Here is a 23,421-nt window from a genome sequence, read left to right as displayed (position 1 = left end):
CCTCGAAGAGTTTCACCTCGCTTGAATGGCTATAGCTAACGAACCTCAAACATCCTATTGAGAGGATAATCAAGAAAAGTAAAACCTAACGAATCTCAGCAACGTTATTGCGTCGAAAACACGGCTTCTGCTCTCGAAAATCGACTTATTGGACGAAATAAGGTCTCTCTCTGATTCTTTAGACATTAAGCCCGCGTATAATGAAGCAAATAACGTGTGCTGGGTTCGTTAGGGTATGACGTATAAGATGCACAGAGACGTATAAGATACAGGAGAGGCTGTCCTTGGTCGTCAATATGACCAATGGGACAGCCTCTTTAAAGTTATTTTCCCTTGTTAGCCGTATTCATATCAGGCTTTCGCTGGTTGTTTGATCTCCATTTGCAGTAAGGAGAATCCGTATGCTTCCAGATCGAGGGTCAGTTTATTTTGCTGAGCTTCCACGGTGTTTGATGTGAACAGATTTCGCCAGATGTTACGATCTCCAAAGGGGAGTTCGAGGGTACACGGCTCATCACCAGCATTAAGAACAAGAAGCATACGCTCACCCGTATGCGAATCTAATCGTTCGATGGCAAGACAAGGGTCTCCGGCTTTTGCATATACAATCTTCAGTTCTGTGCTGCGCAGGGCAGGGTGCTGTTTGCGAAGGGCAATCGTTCGGGTGAAGAATTCCAGAAGCTCGCGATTCTGCTTGGTCTCATCCCACTCCATACACTTGCGGCAACCCGGATCATATCCTCCATCAAGTCCCACTTCGTCTCCATAATAGATACATGGCACACCTGGATACGTAAGCAACAACGTAACGGCAAGTTTCATCTTGCGCTCGTCTCCATCACATAAAGTCAGCAGTCTGGGTGTATCATGACTTCCAAGCAGATTGAAGGCCGCTTCTGTTACAGGCTGTGAATAGGCTGCGAGCAGTTTGCCGATCTCATTGGCAAATGCTAGGCCGTCGAGCTTGCCGTGCACCGTATAGTCCAATACCGAGTTGGTAAACGGATAATTCATCACGGCATCGAACTGGTCTCCCTGAAGCCACATGAGCGAATCATGCCAGATCTCACCAAGCAAATAGGCGTCAGGCTTGATGGCTTTTACCGTCTGACGGAATTCGCGCCAGAATTGATGATCCACCTCATTCGCCACATCTAGCCTCCAGCCGTCAATGTCCATCTCCTCAATCCAGAAACGTCCTACCTCCAGCAGGTATGCCTTCACTTCAGGGTGTTCCGTATTCAGCTTCGGCATGAGCGGCTCAAAGGCAAAGGTGTCATACGTTGGAATGCCATCCTCCACACGCGGCGGCCAATCTTTGATATAAAACCAGTCTGCGTAGGGGGAAGCGGCTCCATTCTTCATGACATCGACAAAAGGAGGGAACTCTCTGCCGGAATGATTGAACACTGCATCCAGAACGACACGTATGCCGCGCTGATGACAGGCGTCAACAAAGGCCTTGAACTGTTCATTGGTTCCAAAGTGAGGATCAACCTTCATGTAATCGCCAGTATTGTATTTGTGATTCGTCGTGGCCTCAAACAGCGGACAGAAATAGATGGCATTGATGCCCAGCTGGCTTATATGATCCAGATGATCAAGCACACCTTGGAGATCCCCGCCGAAGAAGTTCACCGGTGTAGGTTCTCCTCCCCAGGGTTCAGCATTGCTGGGACTGATGGAGGGATCGCCATTGGCATAACGCTCAGGGAAAATCTGATAAAACACGGCGTCCTTAACCCAGGCAGGCGGCTCAAAAATGTCGACCGGGTTCATAAATGGAAAATCAAAGAATTCAAGTGGATGATCAGGCAGCGCCTGCTCGAACCCACGCTCCGTCATCCAGACCGATTCCTCTCCCTGAATCAATTGGAAACCATACCGTAATCTGCGATAGGGAGGTGAAGTCTCGGCTTCCCAATAATCGAACATTTCATCCCGGGCAAAGATGTGCATGGGGATGTGCGTGATCGTCCGATCCCAGGCATATTTGTCTCCGGTAATGGCAATCACCGCATCCAGGTCCCCACGTTTGGACCGAAGTCGGAGGTGCATGGTCGAGCGGTCATAAGCATAGGACCAATTGAGTTTGGGGCGATGGTAAACGGCTTCAAGAATCATGTAAATCACTCCTCGTCAGATGATGAAATTCAGATAAAAGTGGCCATTAAACGCAAAAAAGGCACAACCTCAATTGTTCACGAGGTTGTACCTTTCGGCAGCATAGCCTTTTGATTATAGTGCTATTATACGAACTAACTCAGCAAAAGAAAACACTTTTTTTCCTTAAATTTCAAATTGTTTATTCGAAATGTAGGACGCATATCTGCAATTACTGTTTTTTATAAATCAAATCCAAGTTTATTGGCATATGCAGAGAAATCTTTGTGAAACTTCTCGATTTTTTTCTTCCCGGCATCAATTTTGGCATTGGCTTGTTTCAGGACAGCACTGTTTACCGTTGTTTTGGAGACCGCTTTTTTAGCGAGTTGGAATCCTTCCAGCTGTGTATAGCTACCTTTAATCAGGTTAGCATGGATTTTTTGCAATTCTGTATTTTGCGGTTTAATCAGCTTCAGCTTGGAAACATATTTGGTGTAGTTAGGAATCGCTGTGTTGGTCAGTTTCAAGAAAACGGACTTGCGATTGGATGATGTAATGTAAAATCCACCTCCCAAAGCATTGAAGGCTTTCTCCTCATATACCGATGCCATATCCAACTGATCAAGGTAGTTGAGGAAATCTTCTTCTTCGACTGTAGGGATCGGTTCTTGTTCTGACGTGTCAACTTCTTCATAGTATTCGTCTTCCGAATATGTAGTGGTTGAGTCATCCGCAGCAGAGACGTAGGACCCTGCAGGTGCAAATACCCCGCCAAGCAAGACAAAACTCATAATGATTGATAGTACCCATGATTTCTTCACGTGTTAATATCCCCTATCTATAGATGTGATTATATTCCAATGGATAATCTAACATAGTACGACAAGAAATTACAGGAATTGTTTTACAGTAAATTCATCAGTCAAACGCATATGAATGAATAATGATTCACGAGCAAAAAGGACATGTATTAGATGAAGCTAAAAGTAAGAAGAGAGATCTGTATATTTAGCAGGTAAGAAAAAAATTACATATATGGTTTATGTGGAGGCGTATTGTATCGATATATATTGTATTGGTTTAGTTAATATATCTTTATTTAATGTTGTTTTATGAAGTTACAGAGTTCGATAGGGAGTGAGAAGTTTTTCCAAATAAAATGCTTGTATAATGATTTCATCTCCATTACAATACAATTGATAATGAGATTCAATATCATTTAGATAAAAAAGGGGAGACGGATTTCATGTATAAAGTAAAGAAAAAGCTATACATTTATGCAGCACTTATTCTGATGATTTCACTACTTGCTGGCTGTGCTTCGGGTGGAAGTGTTGAGACAACGAATACATCCAGCCAAGCTGCAAGCAGCAATGAGAGCAATAATGAAAGTGATACAACTGCCAGTTCGACTGAAGATCAGACCCGAGTGATCAAACATGCCATGGGCGAAACCACAATCAAGGGAACCCCGCAAAAGATCGTGACACTGTTCCAGGGTGCGAATGATGTCGTTGTTGCACTTGGCGTGAAACCGACAGGCGTGGTGGAATCCTGGGTTCAGCAGCCAGTCTATGAATATCTGAGAGCAGATCTGGACGGAGTTCCACAAGTAGGACAGGAATCGCAGCCCAATCTGGAAGAGATCAACAAGTTGAAACCCGACTTGATTATTGCTACGAAGATCAGACATGAAGAGATCTATGAGCAATTGTCCCAGATCGCACCAACGGTAGTGACGGAGACGCTGTTTGACTGGAAAGAAACAGTGAAAACTGTTGGAGAAGCGATGAATATGGTTGAGCAATCGGATAAACTGTTGTCTGATTGGGATGGCCGTGTAGCTGATTTCAAAGAGAAAATGGGGAATCGTCTACCAATTGAAGCAACCATCACGAACTTTAGAGCCGATCAAGTTCGTATTTTCTACATGGGATATGCAGGTAAGATTCTGAATGAACTTGGGTTCACCAGACCCGCCGGACATGACGCAGACACATGGGGCGTTGAATTGACTTCCAAAGAGAACATTCCGGATATGAATGCAGACATGATCTTCAACTTCAATTCAGGCACAGAAACAGATGCCATTCAGAAAAATTATGATGATTGGACCAGCAGTCCACTGTGGAAAAACCTTGATGCTGTTAAGAACAACCAACTGGTTCAGGTCGATGAAGTGGCCTGGAACATGGCAGGTGGATACACATCGGCCAACATGATGCTGGACGATCTATATAAGCAGTTCAACCTGAACTAACTAACAGGAGCAGGACCTGCCATGCACCAGGACATTCGTTAACGAAGTGTATGGGCAGGCAGGTCTTTTGTCATTTTACAGATGAAAGAGTGAGAGTATGTTTCCCCTTTTTACAAAGGCAAGCGCCAAGATCTATGGACTGGTTGGTTTATTCATATTACTTCTACTTGCTTGCCTAGCCAGTATGATTCTGGGACGTACGCAGATCACGTTTCAGATGGCATGGGAAGCACTGCAATTCTATGACGAGAGTTCTGTGGAACATGTGGTTCTGCTGACGGAACGGTTGCCACGTACAGTTATTGCTGCTGTTGTAGGAGCAAGTTTGGCCGTGGCGGGTGGACTGATGCAGGCATTGACACGTAACCCACTGGCATCACCAAGTGTGTTCGGGATCAATGCAGGTGCAATCTTTTTTATTGTCATTGCCATTGTGGTATTGTCCGTATCTTCGCTCACCACCATGATGTGGTTTGGTTTTGCCGGAGCTGCGGTTGCCGCGGCGATTGTCTATGCACTGGGTTCCCTCGGTCGTGATGGTCTGACACCGATCAAAATTGTACTGGCGGGTACGGCTATCTCAGCGTTATTTGCCTCGTTCACACAGGCCATTCTGGTGCTGGATGGAACCGGATTGCAGGATGTACTGTTCTGGCTTGCCGGTTCAGTAAGTGGTCGGACGTTGGAAATGTTATATCCTGTTCTGCCATACATGTCAGCCGCAGCTATTGTCGCTCTGTTCATGGGCAGAGCCATCAATCTGCTCTTGACGGGTGATGATATCGCCAAAGGGATGGGACAGAATGTACTTTTGGTCAAGGTGCTCATGGGAATTGTTACGGTATTGCTGGCGGGTGGTTCGGTTGCCGTAGCCGGTTCGATCGGTCTCGTCGGTCTGGTTGTCCCGCATATCATGCGTGCACTGGTGGGCAATGATTACCGCTGGCTCGTTCCTTACTCTATTGTAGGGGGAGCGATTCTGCTGCTGTCCGCGGATGTGGTTGCAAGGTTGGTGATCATGCCGCAGGAAGTTCCACTCGGTGTCATGACTGCACTGATTGGCGGACCCTTCTTCGTGTACATTGCCCGCAAGGGGGTGACGAAGATATGAGGAAGCTGTTGACTATCCGCAACAAAAAAGACACCATCTCGGTGCAAATGGAACAAAAATCTTTGGTTGTCATCGGCATATGTATCCTCCTGTTCCTGGTGGCAGGGGTTGTTGGTACAAGTGTGGGCAGTGACTTTATCTCTCCGCTGGATGTGCTTCGAACGATATTTGGTCTGAATGAAGGGGAGCTTGACTTCGTCGTGCTGACCTTAAGACTGCCACGGGTGTTATTATCTTTGCTCGTAGGAGCAGCCCTCGGTATGTCAGGCGCGCTCTTGCAAGGTATTATCCGTAACCCGCTGGCCTCACCGGATGTCATCGGAATTACTGGTGGTGCAGCTGTTGCGGCTGTAGGTTTTGTTACATTGCTGGGCGGAGCGGTGAGCATCAAGTTGTTACCACTGTTCGCCATCGCTGGCGCAATTGTGACGGCATTAATTATCTACGTGCTTGCTTGGAAAAAAGGAGTCAGTCCGATCCGGTTGGTGCTGATCGGGATCGGAGTGTCAGCCATTACCGGAGCTGGAACGACCTTTATGCTGATCCTGAGTTCGTTCTACACTGCAGGTCAAGCCTATATCTGGCTGACTGGAAGTGTGTACGGAGCATCATGGACCGATGTTCGAACTATTCTCCCGGTTATCGTAATTGTTGTACCGCTGGCAATCTGGTTCGCCCGTAGCCTGAATGCACAGGAGTTCGGGGATGATCTGGCCACAGGCCTAGGGGTAACGGTCCAGCGGCATCGTTCAGCGTTGTTGTTATGCAGTGTACTGCTGGCGGGAATCGCCGTTGCGGTAGCCGGAACCATTGGTTTTGTTGGTCTGATCGCTCCACATATTGCCCGGAAGCTGGTCGGCCGGATGTTTGGCAGTATGCTGATTGTATCTGGACTGGTTGGTGCTCTGCTTGTATTTGCGGCAGATCTGATTGCCCGCACAGCCTTTCTACCACTTGATGTTCCCGCAGGGGTATTCACCGCAGGCGTAGGCGCACCATTTTTCCTGTATTTGTTGTTCAAGAATCGAAATCAGTTTTGAGGAGGAGAGAGCTGTGAGTATTCTGGAAGCCAAGGAGCTTACGATCTCCTATGGAGCAGATTCCATTATTGAAAATTTGAACCTGACCATTCCCAAGGGACAGATTACTGTCCTGATTGGCAGCAACGGCTGTGGCAAATCTACGCTGCTGCGTACGATGGCCCGGTTGCTGAAATCCAGCTCCGGTTCGGTGCTGCTGGATGGCGAAGAGATTGCAAAGCTGCCGACCAAGGAGATTTCAAGGCGTATGTCCATCCTGCCACAGGGCCCGACCGCTCCGGAGGGCCTGACGGTGAACCAACTGGTTAAGCAAGGACGTTATCCACATCAAACGTGGCTGAAGCAATGGTCACGAGAGGATGAGCGTATGGTCAAGCTGGCACTTGAATCCACACATCTGGCAGAACTCGCGGATCGACCTGTGGATGCATTGTCCGGTGGACAGCGTCAGCGTGCCTGGATTGCAATGACACTTGCGCAGGGGACTGAAACGCTGTTATTGGATGAACCTACAACCTATCTGGATATGACACATCAGATTGATATCCTCGATCTGTTGTTTGAGTTGAACGAACGGGAAGGACGCACGATTGTCATGGTACTTCATGATCTGAATCTGGCATGTCGTTATGCGCATCACATTGTGGCTGTTCACAACAAGTCCATCTACGCAGAAGGTAAACCGGAAGATATTGTTACACAGGACATGGTCCGTAAAGTCTTCCAGATGGAGTGTGAGATTGCAATCGATCCACTGTTCGGCACACCAACCTGTATCCCGCATGGACGAGGAAGGAAGCTGAATGGAGAACAGCGTTATACACAACTGGCTTGAGGATCAAAAAGTCCGCTTTTGATTACTTCAATAATGATTCAAAACTCCACATCAACTCCATTGTATGATCATGCAGATGACAAATTAGGCAAGCCGTTGGTAAAACCATGTCCCAGGCTTGCCCAGTTTGTTGTGCCTATTATTCGATAAAATCATACCTGAATCGACTCAAACCCACACTAAATAAGAACTTATTTTTCCTTAAAAGTTTATTATTGACAATATAACTCGAATTGCCATAAAATAGATTTTATATGATATTGATAATCATTATCAATATGTGATTACAAAAAAATTGATGAAGTATGAGCTATATAAGTTTAATTCAAATTTCACACGTTAACGGAGGGGGCAGAACAGATCTGAAGAAGCGTAGCGTGCGCCTTTATCACCGGATTTCCCCTTTGTAAAGGGGTTCAAAAAATCTGGGGATAACAGCGATCGGAAGATGGTTCTGACCGCGCAGTGATTTCGTGTGAAAACTCTATTCAACTTATATAGGAGCGAGTACCTTCATTCGATCGAGGAGGATTTTCAGTGTTTCCGAAAGGGATTCATAATCTGCAAAACCGACTCATTATAAGCAAAGCGAGAGAAATGGGCATCACCTGTGAGCCACTTCTTGAGGGATGCGAAGATTTTCTGAAGCTGTCTGTAGGGGACAAAGAGATCATCATTAACAAAACCAGATCTCATCGTCTGCCGTTAATCGCTGGACTGCTCGCGAAGAACAAGCAGGCATGTAATATGTTGTTGCATGAACAGGGAATGCCTGTACCATCATTTATCGTAATCCCAGAGATGGGAAGCGATGCAGCAGATTTTCTGAAAAGGCATGGCTCCATTGTAGTGAAACCGCTGGATGCGAGCAGCAGCATGGGCGTGACGCTGGATGTGCGTACCCCAGATGAACTGGAGGCAGCCATTAATCTTGCGAGTGTCCATGGCAGCAGTATTATGTTGCAGCAATATGTGACCGGGATCGATTACAGAGTGCTGATTATTAACGGTGAAGTGGCGGCTGTGAACCAGTATCGACCTGTCTATGTCGAGGGAGATGGAACTTCAACCGTTCGGGCATTAATCGAGCAGTTGAATCAGGATCGAATCGAGATGACGCACATAGGCGAGTATGAAGCTTTTCCTCAGGTTGATGCAGAAACGGAACGACTGCTGGAGGTATTGCGTGCACAAGGGACAACTCTGGATGAAGTTCCTGTCATCGGAAAAGAAATCGAGCTATACGATCTCCGCAATTCTGCCGCCGGAAAAATCAGTGAATTCTACAAGGATTGTACCGAAATTATTCATCCCGAAAATGCCCGAATGATCATTCAGGCGGCAAAGACTCTTCAGATTGATGTAGCAGGGGTCGATGTTCGTTGTCGTGATATCCGCACTCCAATCTCCAGAGAACAAGGGGGCATTCTGGAAGTGAACGCCTTGCCAGATCTGACGCACCACGTCTTTCCCCATGGTGGAACAACTCGTGATGTGGTTCGGTTATACCTGGAATACCTGTGTCAGGAGCAACTTGAATATAAAATGTATAGCTTATAACAACGTATAGATGACAATGTATAACGGATAACAGATGACGGATACCATCATGTATAATTCGGACCTTACATGATTTTGAACCAATACCATGTCATATGCAAAATGAAGAACAAGAATCACAGGCAGCAGGTTCAGCCTGAATCGATTATAAGGAGCGTTAGAGGGCTATGTCAGTAGAGGTGCAGACGGAATATCTGAAGATGCAAAATGAGAAGGAATCCAATGCAAGATCGTACCCCAGACATTTCCCGCTTGTCATTAGCAAGGCCCATGGAGTGAAGATTACCGATACGGAAGGCCGTGTATTCTACGACTGCCTGGCTGGTGCAGGAACATTGGCGCTGGGGCACAACCATGACACGGTGATCAACGCCATTCGCGATGTCCTGGATCAGCAGATTCCGCTTCATACACTGGATTTAGCAACACCGCTGAAGCTTGCATATATGCAAGAACTGTTCTCCATTCTTCCGGCAGAGATGCGAGACCAAGCCAAAATCCAGTTCTGTGGTCCAACCGGAGCAGATGCAGTAGAAGCAGCCATTAAGCTGGTCAAACATGCAACGGGTGGCAAATCGATTCTTGCCTTTCAGGGAGGTTATCACGGTTCAACACAAGCGACGATGTCGATGAGTGGCAACCTGAGCAAGAAACAACATCTGCAAAGCCTGCTGCCCGATGTTCATTTCCTGCCGTTTCCTTATGAATACCGCTGCCCATTTGGTGTTGGTGAAGGCATGACGGCCCGGTTGAGCGCACAGTATATCGAGAACCTGCTCGATGATTGCGAGAGCGGTATTGCCGCACCGTGTGGGGTCATTGTGGAAACGGTTCAGGGCGAAGGCGGGGCGATTCCGGCAGACATTGAATGGCTGAGGGAGCTGCGCCGAATCACAGCAGAGCGAAGCATTCCGCTCATCATCGACGAAGTGCAGACAGGCATTGGACGGACAGGGCGGATGTTTTCATTTGAACATGCCGGAATTGTACCTGATGTAATCATCTGCTCCAAAGCCGTTGGCGGAAGTCTGCCTATGTCTGTTGTCATCTACCGGGAAGAGCTGGACCAATGGCAACCTGGTGCACACACAGGTACGTTCCGTGGCAATCAGCTGGCCATGGCAGCGGGACTTGCGACACTTCGTTATATTCGGGAACAGGATGTTCTACACAACGTTCAACTGCGCAGTGAGCAGTTCATGAATCAACTGAATGCATTGAAAGAGCAGTATGCAGAGATTGGAGATGTGCGAGGCAGAGGACTGATGATTGGCGTTGAGGTGGTTGATCCAGTGGGACGCAAGGATCGTCTGGGACATTATCTGCCTAATGGTGCACTTGCTGAGTCTATTCAACGTGAATGTTTCAAGAATGGATTAATTGTAGAACTGGGCGGGCGTCATTCCGCCGTTGTTCGTTTTCTGCCGCCGCTGAATATTACGGAGCAAGAATCGGGTGCGATCCTGGCGATCTTTGAGAAATCGGTATCTGAAGCGATTGCCCTAGCAACGGCCGCATGCTGAAGTTATCCCTGTTGAAGAGGCATGCAGTATTACTCGCGATTCTGCTCGGTGCTTTTTCGCTGGTGCTGACCAACAGTGCATTTAACCTGTTGCTGCCTTATTTTGTGCAATACTATCAGATCTCTACCACAGCAGGCGGATGGATCATCGCGCTGTACATGCTCGCCATGACGTTAACGATGCCGCTGGCTTCCCTAATCGTGGACCGACTGGGGCGTAAGCAGACGTATATGCTGGGCATCAGTTTATACGGATTGTTCTCGGTGGCTGGTGCACTATTTTATCACTCTATTGAGGTACTGTTGCTTGTCCGTTTCATGCATGGGGTTGCCGCCGGGCTTATGATTCCGTTATCGCTTGTGTTGCTGTTTGATGTATACGGACCAGAGGTGCGAGGACGAATTACAGGAGCGTGGGGCTTGCTGCTTATGTTGGCTCCGGCTGCCGGGCCAACGCTGGGTGGCTTCATCATTCAGTATGGACGACTTGAAATGCTGTTTTGGCTTAATGTGCCGCTGGCTATATTCTCGTTCATCGGGTGCGGTCGAGTCATTCAGACCTATATCCCTGCCCGCAGGAAAAAATGGCATCCAACCAGTGTCATGCTGCTGATCTGTGCGGTAGGTGCCCTTAGTCTGGGAGTACAGTTGTACGCAAGTCCTGTCGTGGCAGTATGGGTACCTTGGCTGCTGATTGCGCTCGGTGTGGTGCTGCTCATTCGTTTTGTCCAGACCGAGAACGGTCGGAAGGAACCACTTATCCGGTACCAGTTGCTGCGACGTAATGCCGTCTTTCCGCTGACCGTATTGATCTCGACGATTCAGGATTGTGTCATGTTTGGCGTGATCTTTGCATTGCCGTTATTGTTCCAGGACGTCTTCCACCTGTCGCCGGCCTTGTCCGGTGCGTTGTTCATTCCCTTGTCGATCTGTACAAGTCTGTTCATGTGGATTGGCGGCAGCTTGCTGGATCGCGGTCGGTCCATACATTTTATCGCATGGGGGACGTTGCTGGTGTCCATATCGATCTTGTCGTTTGCAGTTCTGCCCATGGGAGCATCGATCTGGATCATCGGTATACTCATGGCTTGTCGTGGAATTGGCGTTGGTCTGTCAGGCATGAGTATCTCTGCAATTGGCCTGCAAGCATTACCGGACGAAGACATGCACGAAGGGTCGGTGTTATCAACCACGATTGAGCGTCTGGCTTCTTCGTTTGCGGTGATGGGCATGACCCTATATTACGATATGCGTTGGCAATGGCTTGCCGGGGCAGGAACGTCCATGGAGATGGCAAAATGGGGAGCACTCAAAGAGATCTGTATCGGACTTGGCTGCGCCATACTGCTTACACTTCCCCTGGTCTTACTTATAACCCGAAAGAAGGTTGGCATCATTGTTCGAGATGGAAAACAAGCTCCGGTCTGAAGCTGAGCAGCAGGCGCATGAACATTCGTGCAAACTGCTGCTGAACTGTTACATCCGTGAACTTGCGCTAGAGAAGAAAAGCGATATTTGGATCAATCCAAGTACGCTGACGTACGCTGTTGCTTTTCAAGCTAGTAGGGTGAAGGTGACAGGACGCTTGTCTTATTACTCTGCCATGGGGGAGCATGAATACCTCAGCATGGAATCTGGCGGGGAAATAGTGCATTATGGCGACCTGGTTCGTTGGATCACATCTGAGCTAAGTGGGAATGGGGAACAGGGAGCGAGTTCGGATCAACATGGAATGAAGAAAAGTGTGATGGAAATGAAGCGTTCACTTGAGCTGGAGAATGTACATCCATTGGGTGAGAATACGAATCGCGTAGAGCTGGCGTATGCCAAAGATTTTGCACAAAAGGTAGATAACAGTGTCGGTAACCTTACGTTGTATATCGAACAAGCAGCCGGTCTCGACATCCACGACTATCGCACATCGGAACAGTCATTGTTGGTTGGTCATCCGTTCCATCCGTTCCCGAAGAACTCCAAAGGCTTCAGCGAGCAGGATGTACAGAAGTACAGTCCGGAGTTACGGACATCATTTCAACTCTGTTATATCGCCGTGAGGCAGGATGTCTACGTGCAGGAATGGGTGGATGACGAGACGGCAATGGATTTGCAAGACTTACTGTGGAGCCATGTGGAGCCTATTTTAAAAGAAAAGAGTGAAATGTATGAGCTGTTGCCAGTCCATCCATGGCAATACGCATACATATCACGGTTGTCCGAGGTACAGCACTATATTCGAGATGAAAAATTAATCCTACTCGGTAGTGCGGGGCCTACCGTCTATCCAACCTCTTCGGTCCGTACAGTTTATGTTCCCGAATGGAACTGTAATATCAAGCTGTCACTGAACATGCAGATCACCAACATGATTCGCACCAACAGTGCTGAACAGATGCGCAGAACACTGGATGCCTCCAAGTACGTCAGGCAGCATGACTGCTTCGGTGCTGAACCGAACACGCACATTGCGTATGAGACAGGTGTAGCCACTTGTGCTTTTGAAGATGAAGAGTTAACCAATCTGTTTACGATAGCTTATCGGCCCATTGAGTTTGATGTTGAGAATACGTATGTCATATCCAGTCTGGTTGAGTCACCACTTCCCGGGATGCGGTCGAGACTGATGACGATGCTGGGTGGTGGACGTGACATAGCTGAGCGCTGGCTGGATCGATATCTGCAATGTTCTCTGCTGCCGATTGTACGAGCGGCGGGAGAGAAAGGCATTCACTTTGAAGCCCATTTGCAGAATACCCTTGTGACCTTAAAGGATGGGATGCCTGTGGAGTTTATCGTCCGCGATCTGGAAGGGGTCAGTGTAGATGAGGAACTTATAAGTGAGCAGGATCGTGCTGCGTCCGATTTATTATTTTATTCGCGAGAGAAAGCCTGGGCGCGGACATCGTACTATTTTATCGTCAATCATCTGGGGTCTCTGATTCATGTCCTGGCGCGAGATGTGAACGTCCCGGAGGAGCATTTCTGGAAGCAGGTACGTGAGGTACTTGTGGAGGAACTGGAACGAACGGGCAATGCATATGTGCAACATCTGCTGACAACGGATGCATTTCTGGCCAAACAAAATTTGGTGAGTTGTCTAAGGGGGATCAGCCAGACCCCGGCCTACGTGCCGGTGAGCAATGTAATGAAACGAATAGGGAGTGAAGTGCGTGGGAGTCGTGGGATACAGGGCTGAAGCAGGCGGCAGGACAGAAGCAGTATACGTGGGTGTACAGGAACGGATTATGCGTCAGACGTTGGAGGCGATGTGGTTCGAAGGCATTCTGGACAGTCATGTAAGTGGGAGCGAATGGCGAACCAGCGGCCTTACATCTTCCGGCGATTCTGTGGCGTACACGTGTGAAGCGGAGCGAAAGTTTTCATTTGGCCGGGTGAAGGTGAAGAAGGGTTCGATTCAAAGGGAAGGCGTACTCTGCACCGATCTGGATCTGTTTTTGGAGGAAATTGTGCTGAACCCTTTGAAGGGTGTAAATGTGACGGCTTTTATCCAGGAACTGCTCGAAACGATGGCAAAGGACAGCCAGTGCCGGGCTATATTGCCCTTGAACATTCCGAGTGAAGATCGGCATTATGATGCGCTTGAAAGTCACATGACCGACGGTCATCTGTACCACCCGAGCTACAAGTCGAGACTAGGATTTTCTTTGAAAGACAATCTCGCTTATGGCCCTGAGTTTAACACGGAAGTTGCTTTAGTCTGGGTTGCTGTGAAAAAAGAATTTGCTCAGACCGCTGTATCCGCGGGATATAGCTCTGAAGAACTGGTGGGGCAACATCTGACCGTAGAGGACGCACAGCGATTTCATCAGATCCTGCAACAACAAGGTCGAGGGGATATGAATGAGAAATCACAGGCGGGTGCAGACGGGTATCCAATCGATACAGAAGTTCGTGGGACCATTCGTGGAAGTGTTGGGAAGACCAATCATGAAACAGCTCATGGAAAGGACAGCGAAGCAGTCTGCGGCCCTGGAAGTGAAACAGGCAAGGTTGGAGAAATAGGTTCTGACGCAGGTGATCGATATGTGTTCATTCCGGTTCATCCATGGCAGTGGGAGCACCAGTTGGAATCGGTATATGCCCGTCAACTGATGGATGGGGACATCGTATATCTCGGTCCATCGTCTTCGCCTTATCGTGCGCAGCAGTCGATCCGTTCGCTGTCGAACAGAGTGAAGCCGGAAGCCCCTTACATCAAGCTGGCCCTAAGCATTACCAATACGTCGAGCACCCGTATTCTGGCACAGCATACGACCCAGAACGCGCCATTGATCAGCGATTGGCTGAATGAACTTGTTCGTGAAGATGAGCTGTTGCAGCAGGCGCAGTTTGGCATTTTAAAAGAAATCATGGGACTGTCGTTCCGTTATGAGCAGTTACCTGCAACTCAATATGGACGGGCCTACGGCACACTCGGTGCGATCTGGCGAGAGAATGTATCGGTTCACCTGAAGCAAGGTGAGACGGCGTGGCCGCTGAATGCACTGATGTTGGTACAACCGGATGGTGTTCCGTTTATCCAGGATGCTGTAGAACGACATGGTGTGGAAAAGTGGAGCGAGGCCCTTGTTCGCGCGGTAACTCTTCCGATTATTCATCTGCTCTATGCACACGGGATTGCGCTGGAATCTCATGCTCAGAATATCATTTTGGTACTGGAAGATGATTCGCCGAAACGAATCATTATCAAGGATCTGCATGATGGTGTTCGCTATGTACCGGATCAACTGTTGCACCCGGAACGGGCACCGAAGCTGAACCCCGAGCCGGAAACCCATCGCAAGTTCAATCGGTATTCCTTCATCTATGCGGGAGATGTGTCGGAAGTCCGTGACTATACGTATGATGCATTCTTTTTTATCTGCATGACAGATATTGCGCTGGCTTTGGAGAAGTTTGGGTTGTCGGAGGCAGCATTCTGGCAGCTGTGCGCAGGTGTAATTGTAGATTATCAGAAGCAGCACCCGGAATACGCAGAGCGGTTTGTTGCATTTGACCTTTTTGCCGAAGATGCACTGATCGAAGAGATGACCAAGCGCCGCCTGTATGGGGATGGGGAGTTGTATTTCCGAAAGGCGAGTAATCCGCTCAAGATATCAAAGGATGCACTTGAATCCAAGGGAACGCCCGAATTAAAGGGAATCGTCGAATGAGAATCAACACGCTGAAGGAAAAAATTGCACGCAAACAGCCTGTCTATGGTCTTTTTGTATCCATACCACACCCGGTCATCATCGAGATGATTGGACATGCAGAATATGACTTTGTCATTATTGATCGGGAACATGCCCCAACATCGATGGAATCTGTAGAAGAGTTGGTTCGTGCGGCTGAGCTGGTGGGCCTAACCCCATTGGTTCGGATTTCGAAAGTGGAGCGAGCGGAGATTCTTAAAGTGCTGGACTGTGGCGCCCAAGGCATCGTCATTCCGCATGTCGAGCAACTGGAGCAGGTGGAAGAAGCGGTTCGCCACGCTTACTATCATCCGGTTGGCATGCGTAGCTTGAATAGCGGTCGTCCCGGTGTATTTGGGAAATATCCGCTCACTGAATACATTGGGGAAGCGAACGAACAAGTGATGGTTGTACCCATGATCGAAAGTGTGGAGGGCGTGCGGCAAAGTGCACAGATTCTGTCTCACCCTCAGGTGAGTTTTGTATTGGAAGGTGCGGCTGATCTGTCGCAATCTCTCGGTGTGCCATGGCAGACAGAGCACCCGGATGTGAGACGTGCGCTGGATGAATTGCACGCTACTGCGCAACAGTGCGAAGTACCTTATGCAACGGTCATCAGAGGTGTGGAAGACATGTCACTCTGGGATGAGCGAGGAGTCCATATATACGTGCTGGGTGATGATCGGAATACTGCGTTTCGGGCGTATGCCCAAAAACGGAATGACTACAGGAATGCGGGTGGGCAGATATGAAACCTAGTGTATGGCAGGTGATTGATGAACTACAACGCGGATTGGAAGACCCGGTATGTGCGTATGTCTACGATCTGGCCGGCATTCAGGAACAGGTAGGTCAGATGCTGGGCAGCATGCCTGGGAACACACAGTTGTTCTACGCCATTAAGGCAAATCCAGATCCGCGGATCATTGAGGCGTTGCTTCCATTGGTAAAGGGCTTTGAAGTGGCTTCGATTGGAGAGTTACTCAAGGTTAGAGCGGTAAGTCGAAAGGTTCCGATTCTGTTTGGAGGTCCGGGTAAGAAGGAGAGCGAACTGCGGCAGGCGATTGAGAATGACGTGAGTTACATCCATGTGGAGAGTCTGTTGGAACTTCGGCGCATCATTGCAATTGCGAAAGAGCGAGAGATGGAGCAGGAGCAGGTGCAGGAGAGCAGGCAGAAGCAAGAATGGGAGCAGAACCCGGAGCAGAGATATACGCAAGCATACGGCGAGGAACTGATGCAAGAGCAGAAGCAAAAACAGAAGCAAAAACAGAAGCAAGCGCAGGAGGTGCGCATTCTGCTCCGAATCAATCTGCGAAGCAGTACGTTGCCTCGGACGAAGATTGTCATGGGCGGTGGGCCGAGTCCTTTTGGAATCGATGAAGAGGCGGTGGAAGAAGCCATTGAACTCATTCGTGTGGAAGGCGCGGGTGTGGTTCGGTTAAGCGGCTTCCATTTTCACTCTTTGTCCAACAATATGGATGCAAGGCTGCACACCGAGATGATCGAGCTGTATTTGCAAAAGGTGGAGCAGTGGCAGCAGCAGTATGATCTTCCTATAGAAGTGGTGAATGCAGGAGGCGGATTCGGTGTCACGTATGATGGCAGTCCCGGATTCGACTGGCCGTTGTTTACTTCCTTACTTGAACAAAGTGAAGCCAGACAACGCCTTGCTTCACGCGGAGGTCAGCTGTATTTTGAATCGGGTCGGCTGCTGGTGGCAGACCACGGGTATTACGCGGCAGAGGTTACGGATATAAAAACTTCTCATGATCAGTATTTTGCCGTGTTAAGGGGAGGTACGCACCATAATCGACTGCCTGCTTCATGGGGGCATAACCACCCGTTCCAGATTATGGAGACGGACCGTTGGAAGCATTCATTTGCCCGGCCAGAGGTAAGAGGTCGTCGAGTTCATGTGGTAGGTGAGCTATGCACACCCAAGGATCGCATGCATTCCGATGCGGAGGTAGCACTGCTGCGCGTGGGAGATATTGTTTTGTTTGAAAAGTCTGGGGCTTATTGCTGGACCATCTCGCATCATGATTTCCTGGGGCATCCGCACCCGGCATTCCATTATCTAACGGAGGACAATAATCATGTCAACACTGATGAAGCGTTCCAGTCTGCAAGCCGCTGAACGCCGGATTATGGCGGATCTGATGAATTCATTTTTGTCGGAGCAATTACTCCCACTGGAGGATAACCCATTCATTGATTTTGCCGAAGCACCTGCACCGTTCCGTCGATTGTACAAGGGATATGACAGCGGAGAGCATAATCAGAATGTAGCTTCTCGCTATAGATTGCACACTCAAGGTGTACTGTGTCTGGTTGAAACAGGAGTAAGACAGGGGACTCAGTGGGTTCAGGGTTCACCGATCTACGAGGAGAAAACAGATGGAAGCTGGGTTCTCCTCGATTCTCCAGCAGAGGTTGGACGTGCAGTGTTACAGAGGGCTTTGTCGGATGAGGCCTATGCGCAGCCCGGAGTGGCGGAATTCCTGACTAGTCTGGATATTGCTGTGGAGCAGTTTGCTTTGGGCTGGGAACAAGTCCAGTATCTGTCCGCCAACGTTCCGGCATCTGCTTATGAATGGTTTATCAAAGGCGAACGTGTTGCTGCATTGCGGGATCGTCCATTTCACCCATCATCCAAAGCCAAAGTGGGATTCAACGCAGAAGATGTCACACGGTATGCAGCAGAATTCGGGAAGGCGATTTCGCTGCGCTGGGTGGCTATACGGCTGGATGCCGTGCAGCAAGGGTGTGAAGATGGATTGTCCATTTTGGATGTGTTAGACGATGTTCAGCGCAGAGAGGTGGAAGCCGAGTTTGCCCGGAAAGGAATTACGTTGCACGAATACCTGCCGATGCCTGTCCACCCGTGGCAATTGGAGCATGTAATTCTGCCTCGCTTCACTGGAGAGGTCGAAGAAGGTAGCATTGTGGTATTGGATGTGGAAGTGGGCGACGTACAGGCCACATCATCTCTGCGCTCGATGGCTCCATCAACCGAGTCCACCCGGATGCTCAAGCTACCGGTTAGTGTGCTGTCACTGGGGGCTGCTCGCTATCTTCCCGTAGTCAAGTTGCTGAATGGTCTTGCTGGAGAACGGATGTTAAGACAGGCCGTTGCTTGTGACGAGACGTTGAAGGACAAGGTGTACATGTGTGAAGAGCAGAACTGGTGGGGCTTTATGCCAGAATCCATGGGACTGTTCGATGATCATCCCCGGCATCTGGCTGCACAGATTCGTGTGTATCCCGCTGAATTGCTTAATGAAGCCTACAAAGTAATCCCAATGGCCGCACTGGGTGTGAATCTGGAAGGGCATCATCTATTAACCGAGATTCTGGGGGATAACCTGAGTAGCGCGGATGTCCTCGACTTTTATACGAGTATAGCTACTACGTTTTATGATATCGTAATGCGTCTGTTCAAGGTGGGCGTTGTACCTGAGATTCATGGTCAGAACTGCTGTCTGGTTTTACGGGATAATCAGGTAAAAGGTCTCTTGTTCCGCGATCATGATTCCGTGCGTTTGCATCAGCCTTATCTGGACAAGCATGGCATTGCAGACCCTGCCTATCATATTCGTCCAGGCTACTCGAACAGCCTGTATAACGAGACGATCCAGAAGTTGATTTTCTATGTGCAGTCTTTGGGGACGCAGGTGAATCTGGCTGCGATCATGGAGGCACTGAGCGAGGTGTATCACATCCCGGAAACGAAGTTATGGAAGATCACCGAGCAGGCTTGGAAGGAAGCGCTGCATCAAGTGCAGCTTCCCGAATCTGATCGGGCCGCGCTTGCTCATGCGATATTCGAGAGCGAGGAGTGGCCCGTGAAGTTAGTTGTCCGTCCGCTGCTTGAAGCAGACGGTGTGCCTGGCGCGATGCCATCGGGCAAAGGCAAAGGGTGGAACCCTTTTTACAAGGGATAGAGGTTTAGGTGTTGTTGGTATAGGAGTATATAGAGAAGAAGTGGCGTGCTAAAGGAGAGAACAGAGAAGGTGACCCGGTTGACGGGTTGCCTTTTTGGTTTGTTGTCATCGAAAGTTACAATGCTTTGAGGGAATAAAACGTTCATCATTATGGCTAAAAAATCTTATGAAATGGAGGTATAGTAAAGAGACTGATGGTATAATCGGGTTATGTGTTATAGTCATACTTGTGTATTACCGAAAAGGTTTTCGGAAAAAGAGACATCTATTGTTGTAACCGCAATCATAATTTACTTGAAGAAAGTGAGAATCTACCATGAATCAGAAGAGGCTTTTTAATGATGGATGGCAATTTGCGAAAAGCAAGCTGGATGTTACGGAACCTGCGGGTCTGGTATATGAACCTGTGGAGCTTCCCCATGATTGGCTGATATATAATACGCTTGAACTGTATGAAGACAGCATTGGATGGTACCGCAAGACGTTCCATTACACGAAGGATGAGCAGCAGCTTTTGCTTTGTTTTGATGGCGTATACATGGACTCTTCGGTGTATGTGAACGGGCAGCTTGTTGGGGAGTGGAAATATGGATATTCTGCTTTTGAACATGAGATCACGAATGCACTGGTGGAAGGCGACAATGAGATTGTTGTCAAAGTAGTGCATCAGAGCCCGAACAGCAGATGGTATTCCGGGGCCGGAATCTATCGCCATGTGTGGCTGAAGACGAGAGACCGTAACCATATTGTTACGGATGGAATCTATGTATCCATCAAGCAACAGACGGATGGCTGGCAGGTGGAAGTGGATACGGAGCTGAACCTGGAACAGAATCAGCAAGCAGAGTTGGTGCATACGATCTTGTATGAAGGTCAGACGGTGGCATCCAGCCAAGCGAATGTTACGGCTTCGGTGGGTGAGAATGTGGTGGTATCGGCAGATAGCCAACAGATCATTGTAGAGAATCCAAACCTGTGGAGCCCGGATGCACCGCATCTGTATGAAATGGTGACGGAGCTGCGATTGACCTCGGATGATCAGGAAGAACGGACAGTTGAATCGGTATCACAGCGTATTGGATTCCGGGATATCAAGCTGGATGCCAAGGAAGGGTTCCACCTAAACGGAGTTAAGTTGAAGCTGAACGGCGTGTGTGAACACCATGATCTCGGGGCACTGGGAGCTGCGTTTAACCTGACGGCATTGCGTAGAAGATTCGTTTTGCTCAAAGAAATGGGTGTTAACGCCATCCGCACCGCGCATAATATGCCTGCCAAAGAGTTCATGGAACTTGCGGATGAGATGGGTATGCTGATTGTGTCTGAAGCTTTTGATATGTGGGAACGTGCCAAAACGCCATACGATTATGCGAGATTTTTCCCGGAGTGGGTGCATACGGATGTGAAGAGTTGGGTGAAACGCGACCGTAACCATGCCAGTCTGATCATGTGGAGTATCGGGAACGAAATCTACGATACCCATGCGGATGAGCGTGGACAGGAAGTAACTCGGATGCTGATGGATTATGTACTGGAATTTGATCCAAAAGGTAATGCTGGCGTGACGATTGGTTCGAACTACATGCCTTGGGAAAATGCACAAAAATGCGCTGATATCGTGAAGCTGGCAGGGTACAACTACGCGGAAAAATATTACGACAAACATCATGAAGAGCATCCGGACTGGATTATCTATGGTAGTGAGACGTCTTCGGTGGTGCAGAGTCGTGGGATCTATCACTTCCCTTTCGAACAGCCGATTCTGGCAGATGACGATGAGCAGTGTTCGGCTTTGGGTAACAGTACGACCAGTTGGGGCGCGAAGTCAGCAGAATACTGCATTCTGGCAGAGCGGGATACACCGTATTCGCTGGGGCAGTTCCTGTGGACCGGATTCGATTATATCGGAGAGCCGACACCGTATCATACGAAGAATTCGTATTTTGGACAGCTGGATACCGCAACGTTCCCGAAAGACTCTTATTACATCTACCAAGCGGCTTGGACGGATTATAAGAAAAGCCCGATGGTTCACCTTTTCCCTTATTGGGATTTCAGCCCGGGTCAGATTATTGATGTACGCGTGTGCAGCAACGCGCCGAAGATTGAGCTGCAACTCAACGGTAAAACCATTGGCACGTACGATATCGATCATGCCAATGGAACACAGCTATCCGGCTGGTGGAAAGTACCTTACGAAGAGGGCGAGCTGAAAGCGATCGCTTATGATGAGAACGGTGAGATCATTGCAACCGATGTGCAAAGATCCTATACGGATGCGAAGAAAATTCGTCTGCAAGCGGATCGGGAGCAGTTACAAGCGAATGGCACAGACCTGATTTTTGTAGAAATTGATGTTGAAGATGAAACGGGTAATCCAGTTCACAATGCAAACAACCGCGTACAAGTTCAGGTGACGGGTGCAGGAAGATTGCTGGGTCTGGATAACGGGGACAGCACCGACTATGATCCATACAAAGGATTGAGTAGAAGACTGTTCAGCGGCAAACTGATGGCGATTATCGGAGCAACAAATGAACCTGGAACAGTACGGATTGAAGTTTCTTCTGAAGGGTTGGAAGGGGCTGTAGCTGAGTTTGAATCGCGTATTGTGGATACGGAACTGGTTGATGAGAAGCAAGTGCAAACTGTCTTCATGAACAATGAACAACGTCCGGTGCTGACGGGGAACGCTCAGGAGATTCCTTTGCGGAAAATTGAGATCATCAGTACTGCAGGACAGTTGCTCGATCCGTCCAACCCGGAGTTAATTGTAACCGCCAAGCTGTATCCAGAGAACACTTCCTATCGCGACATCGAGTGGGCTGTTGTAAATGATGCGGGGATTGAGTCCAACATTGCCAAAGTGGAAGCTGTTCAAGCGGAAGCGGGCGATAATGTTGAGCACCAACATGCGGTAAAGGTATCGGCTATAGGTGACGGGGAGTTCCGACTTCGCGCAACCAGTACTAATGGTACGGATAAAACGAAACTCATCTCCCAGCTGGAGTTCAAGGCGGACGGTCTCGGCACAGCTTACAAAGATCCATACGGCTTCATCACGGGCGGACTGTACGATTACACCAAAGGTGAGGTTGGTAACGGTAATGAGCGTGGGGTAGCGACAAGTCGCGACGGGGAAACGCACGTAGGCTTCCGTAATATTGACTTCGGACCGTACGGCTCCGATACGATTACCATTCCGATCTTTACGTTGTCCACTGAGGATTACTTCATTCAGATCTGGGAAGGTATGCCGGATGAAGAAGGAAGTACGATGATCGCAGATGTGGTGTATGACAAAGAGTCCATTTGGAATGTGTACCAAGAAGAGACATACCAATTATCCAAACGTCTTAGCGGAATTACGTCGATTTGTTTTGTGCTGAAGCAGAAGATTCATATTAAAGGCTTCTCATTCGAGCGCCAAAGTCGGGCCTTTGAAAAGAATGCGGCTGCATCCTGTGATCATCTCTACGGAGATACGTTCAAAATCGAGGGTGATCGAGTAGAGGGCATCGGGAATAATGTATCGTTGGAATTTGAAAACATGGACTTTACGGCAGAAGGCACATCCAAGCTCGTGATCTACGGTCATTCACCGATTGATAAAAATACGATTCATATTCGCTTCGCAGGTGCGGACGGGCAGAGCAACCAGCTGGTTGAGTTCACCCAGTCGGGTGGATATGAGGAGCGGGTGTTTGAGCTTGAGCAGGTGACAGGTGTGCAGAAAGTAAGCTTTATCTTCCTGCCAGGCAGTCAGTTTGACTTCGGTTGGTTCCGATTCGAGAAATAGGACGATACTTGGAATAAAATAATATCCTCCATCGCTCCGTTGAGCGGTG

15 protein-coding genes are annotated in these 23,421 nt (G+C 48.7%); 13 read left to right on the top strand and 2 right to left on the bottom strand.

Annotated elements, in window-relative coordinates; all coding sequences use genetic code 11:
• Positions 1 to 351: 351 nt before the first annotated feature.
• Both BLS69_RS18965 and BLS69_RS18960 read right to left on the bottom strand, forming a co-directional pair.
• The gene (locus BLS69_RS18965; protein ID WP_091034536.1) at positions 352 to 2,124 is read right to left on the bottom strand and encodes an alpha-glycosidase; all 1,773 of its coding nucleotides are present in this window, start codon (positions 2,122 to 2,124) and stop codon (positions 352 to 354) included.
• Positions 2,125 to 2,345: 221 nt separating this feature from the next.
• Positions 2,346 to 2,927, bottom strand: coding sequence for a hypothetical protein (locus tag BLS69_RS18960; protein WP_091034533.1), 582 nt, complete (start codon positions 2,925 to 2,927; stop codon positions 2,346 to 2,348).
• Between the two features lie 425 nt (positions 2,928 to 3,352).
• Here BLS69_RS18960 and BLS69_RS18955 point away from each other — a divergent pair, with 425 nt between their 5' ends.
• The 13 genes from BLS69_RS18955 to BLS69_RS18895 all read left to right on the top strand — a co-directional run bounded on the left by BLS69_RS18955 (position 3,353) and on the right by BLS69_RS18895 (position 23,372).
• Positions 3,353 to 4,366 carry an ABC transporter substrate-binding protein gene (locus BLS69_RS18955; protein ID WP_091034532.1) on the top strand — a complete coding sequence of 338 codons (1,014 nt, stop codon included), beginning with the start codon at positions 3,353 to 3,355 and terminating at the stop codon, positions 4,364 to 4,366.
• 97 nt (positions 4,367 to 4,463) lie between these two features.
• Positions 4,464 to 5,477, top strand: a complete 1,014-nt coding sequence (locus BLS69_RS18950; RefSeq protein ID WP_091034529.1) for a FecCD family ABC transporter permease — start codon at positions 4,464 to 4,466, stop codon at positions 5,475 to 5,477.
• The gene (locus BLS69_RS18945) at positions 5,474 to 6,517 is read left to right on the top strand and encodes a FecCD family ABC transporter permease (RefSeq protein WP_091034526.1); all 1,044 of its coding nucleotides are present in this window, start codon (positions 5,474 to 5,476) and stop codon (positions 6,515 to 6,517) included. The genes BLS69_RS18950 and BLS69_RS18945 overlap by 4 nt, the downstream gene beginning before the upstream one ends.
• Before the next feature lie 13 nt (positions 6,518 to 6,530).
• A complete protein-coding gene (locus BLS69_RS18940) occupies positions 6,531 to 7,352 on the top strand; it encodes an ABC transporter ATP-binding protein (protein ID WP_091034523.1) in 822 nt (273 codons plus the stop codon).
• Positions 7,353 to 7,889: 537 nt separating this feature from the next.
• Entirely contained in the window at positions 7,890 to 8,912 is a 1,023-nt protein-coding gene (locus BLS69_RS18935) for an ATP-grasp domain-containing protein (protein ID WP_091034521.1), read from the top strand.
• 167 nt (positions 8,913 to 9,079) lie between these two features.
• The gene (locus BLS69_RS18930) at positions 9,080 to 10,435 is read left to right on the top strand and encodes a diaminobutyrate--2-oxoglutarate transaminase (RefSeq protein ID WP_091034518.1); all 1,356 of its coding nucleotides are present in this window, start codon (positions 9,080 to 9,082) and stop codon (positions 10,433 to 10,435) included.
• A gap of 11 nt (positions 10,436 to 10,446) precedes the next feature.
• Positions 10,447 to 11,862, top strand: coding sequence for an MFS transporter (locus BLS69_RS18925; RefSeq protein WP_091035153.1), 1,416 nt, complete (start codon positions 10,447 to 10,449; stop codon positions 11,860 to 11,862).
• Positions 11,840 to 13,627 carry an IucA/IucC family protein gene (locus BLS69_RS18920; protein WP_256332357.1) on the top strand — a complete coding sequence of 596 codons (1,788 nt, stop codon included), beginning with the start codon at positions 11,840 to 11,842 and terminating at the stop codon, positions 13,625 to 13,627. The genes BLS69_RS18925 and BLS69_RS18920 overlap by 23 nt, the downstream gene beginning before the upstream one ends.
• Entirely contained in the window at positions 13,602 to 15,605 is a 2,004-nt protein-coding gene (locus BLS69_RS18915; protein WP_091034514.1) for an IucA/IucC family protein, read from the top strand. The genes BLS69_RS18920 and BLS69_RS18915 overlap by 26 nt, the downstream gene beginning before the upstream one ends.
• Positions 15,602 to 16,378: an HpcH/HpaI aldolase family protein gene (locus BLS69_RS18910; protein ID WP_091034512.1), complete on the top strand. Its 777-nt coding sequence runs from the start codon at positions 15,602 to 15,604 to the stop codon at positions 16,376 to 16,378. The genes BLS69_RS18915 and BLS69_RS18910 overlap by 4 nt, the downstream gene beginning before the upstream one ends.
• Positions 16,375 to 17,766 carry a type III PLP-dependent enzyme gene (locus tag BLS69_RS18905; RefSeq protein WP_091034510.1) on the top strand — a complete coding sequence of 464 codons (1,392 nt, stop codon included), beginning with the start codon at positions 16,375 to 16,377 and terminating at the stop codon, positions 17,764 to 17,766. The genes BLS69_RS18910 and BLS69_RS18905 overlap by 4 nt, the downstream gene beginning before the upstream one ends.
• A complete protein-coding gene (locus tag BLS69_RS18900) occupies positions 17,726 to 19,573 on the top strand; it encodes an IucA/IucC family protein (RefSeq protein WP_091034508.1) in 1,848 nt (615 codons plus the stop codon). The genes BLS69_RS18905 and BLS69_RS18900 overlap by 41 nt, the downstream gene beginning before the upstream one ends.
• Positions 19,574 to 19,889: 316 nt before the next feature.
• Entirely contained in the window at positions 19,890 to 23,372 is a 3,483-nt protein-coding gene (locus BLS69_RS18895) for a glycoside hydrolase family 2 TIM barrel-domain containing protein (protein ID WP_091034505.1), read from the top strand.
• Positions 23,373 to 23,421 lie beyond the last annotated feature (49 nt).

It is taken from the genome of Paenibacillus sp. CF095 (genome assembly GCF_900101225.1).
Classification (GTDB): Bacteria; Bacillota; Bacilli; order Paenibacillales; family Paenibacillaceae; genus Paenibacillus.
This window is presented reverse-complemented; position numbering and strand designations above follow the sequence as displayed.

Excerpts from the sequence above, each read along its gene's own strand:
- BLS69_RS18965 (WP_091034536.1), bottom strand. The coding sequence starts at position 2,124 with ATGATTCTTGAAGCCGTTTACCATCGCCCCAAACTCAATTGGTCCTAT.
- BLS69_RS18955 (WP_091034532.1), top strand. The coding sequence starts at position 3,353 with ATGTATAAAGTAAAGAAAAAGCTATACATTTATGCAGCACTTATTCTG.
- BLS69_RS18950 (WP_091034529.1), top strand. The coding sequence starts at position 4,464 with ATGTTTCCCCTTTTTACAAAGGCAAGCGCCAAGATCTATGGACTGGTT.
- BLS69_RS18945 (WP_091034526.1), top strand. The coding sequence starts at position 5,474 with ATGAGGAAGCTGTTGACTATCCGCAACAAAAAAGACACCATCTCGGTG.
- BLS69_RS18930 (WP_091034518.1), top strand. The coding sequence starts at position 9,080 with ATGTCAGTAGAGGTGCAGACGGAATATCTGAAGATGCAAAATGAGAAG.
- BLS69_RS18920 (WP_256332357.1), top strand. The coding sequence starts at position 11,840 with ATGGAAAACAAGCTCCGGTCTGAAGCTGAGCAGCAGGCGCATGAACAT.
- BLS69_RS18910 (WP_091034512.1), top strand. The coding sequence starts at position 15,602 with ATGAGAATCAACACGCTGAAGGAAAAAATTGCACGCAAACAGCCTGTC.
- BLS69_RS18905 (WP_091034510.1), top strand. The coding sequence starts at position 16,375 with ATGAAACCTAGTGTATGGCAGGTGATTGATGAACTACAACGCGGATTG.
- BLS69_RS18900 (WP_091034508.1), top strand. The coding sequence starts at position 17,726 with ATGTCAACACTGATGAAGCGTTCCAGTCTGCAAGCCGCTGAACGCCGG.
- BLS69_RS18895 (WP_091034505.1), top strand. The coding sequence starts at position 19,890 with ATGAATCAGAAGAGGCTTTTTAATGATGGATGGCAATTTGCGAAAAGC.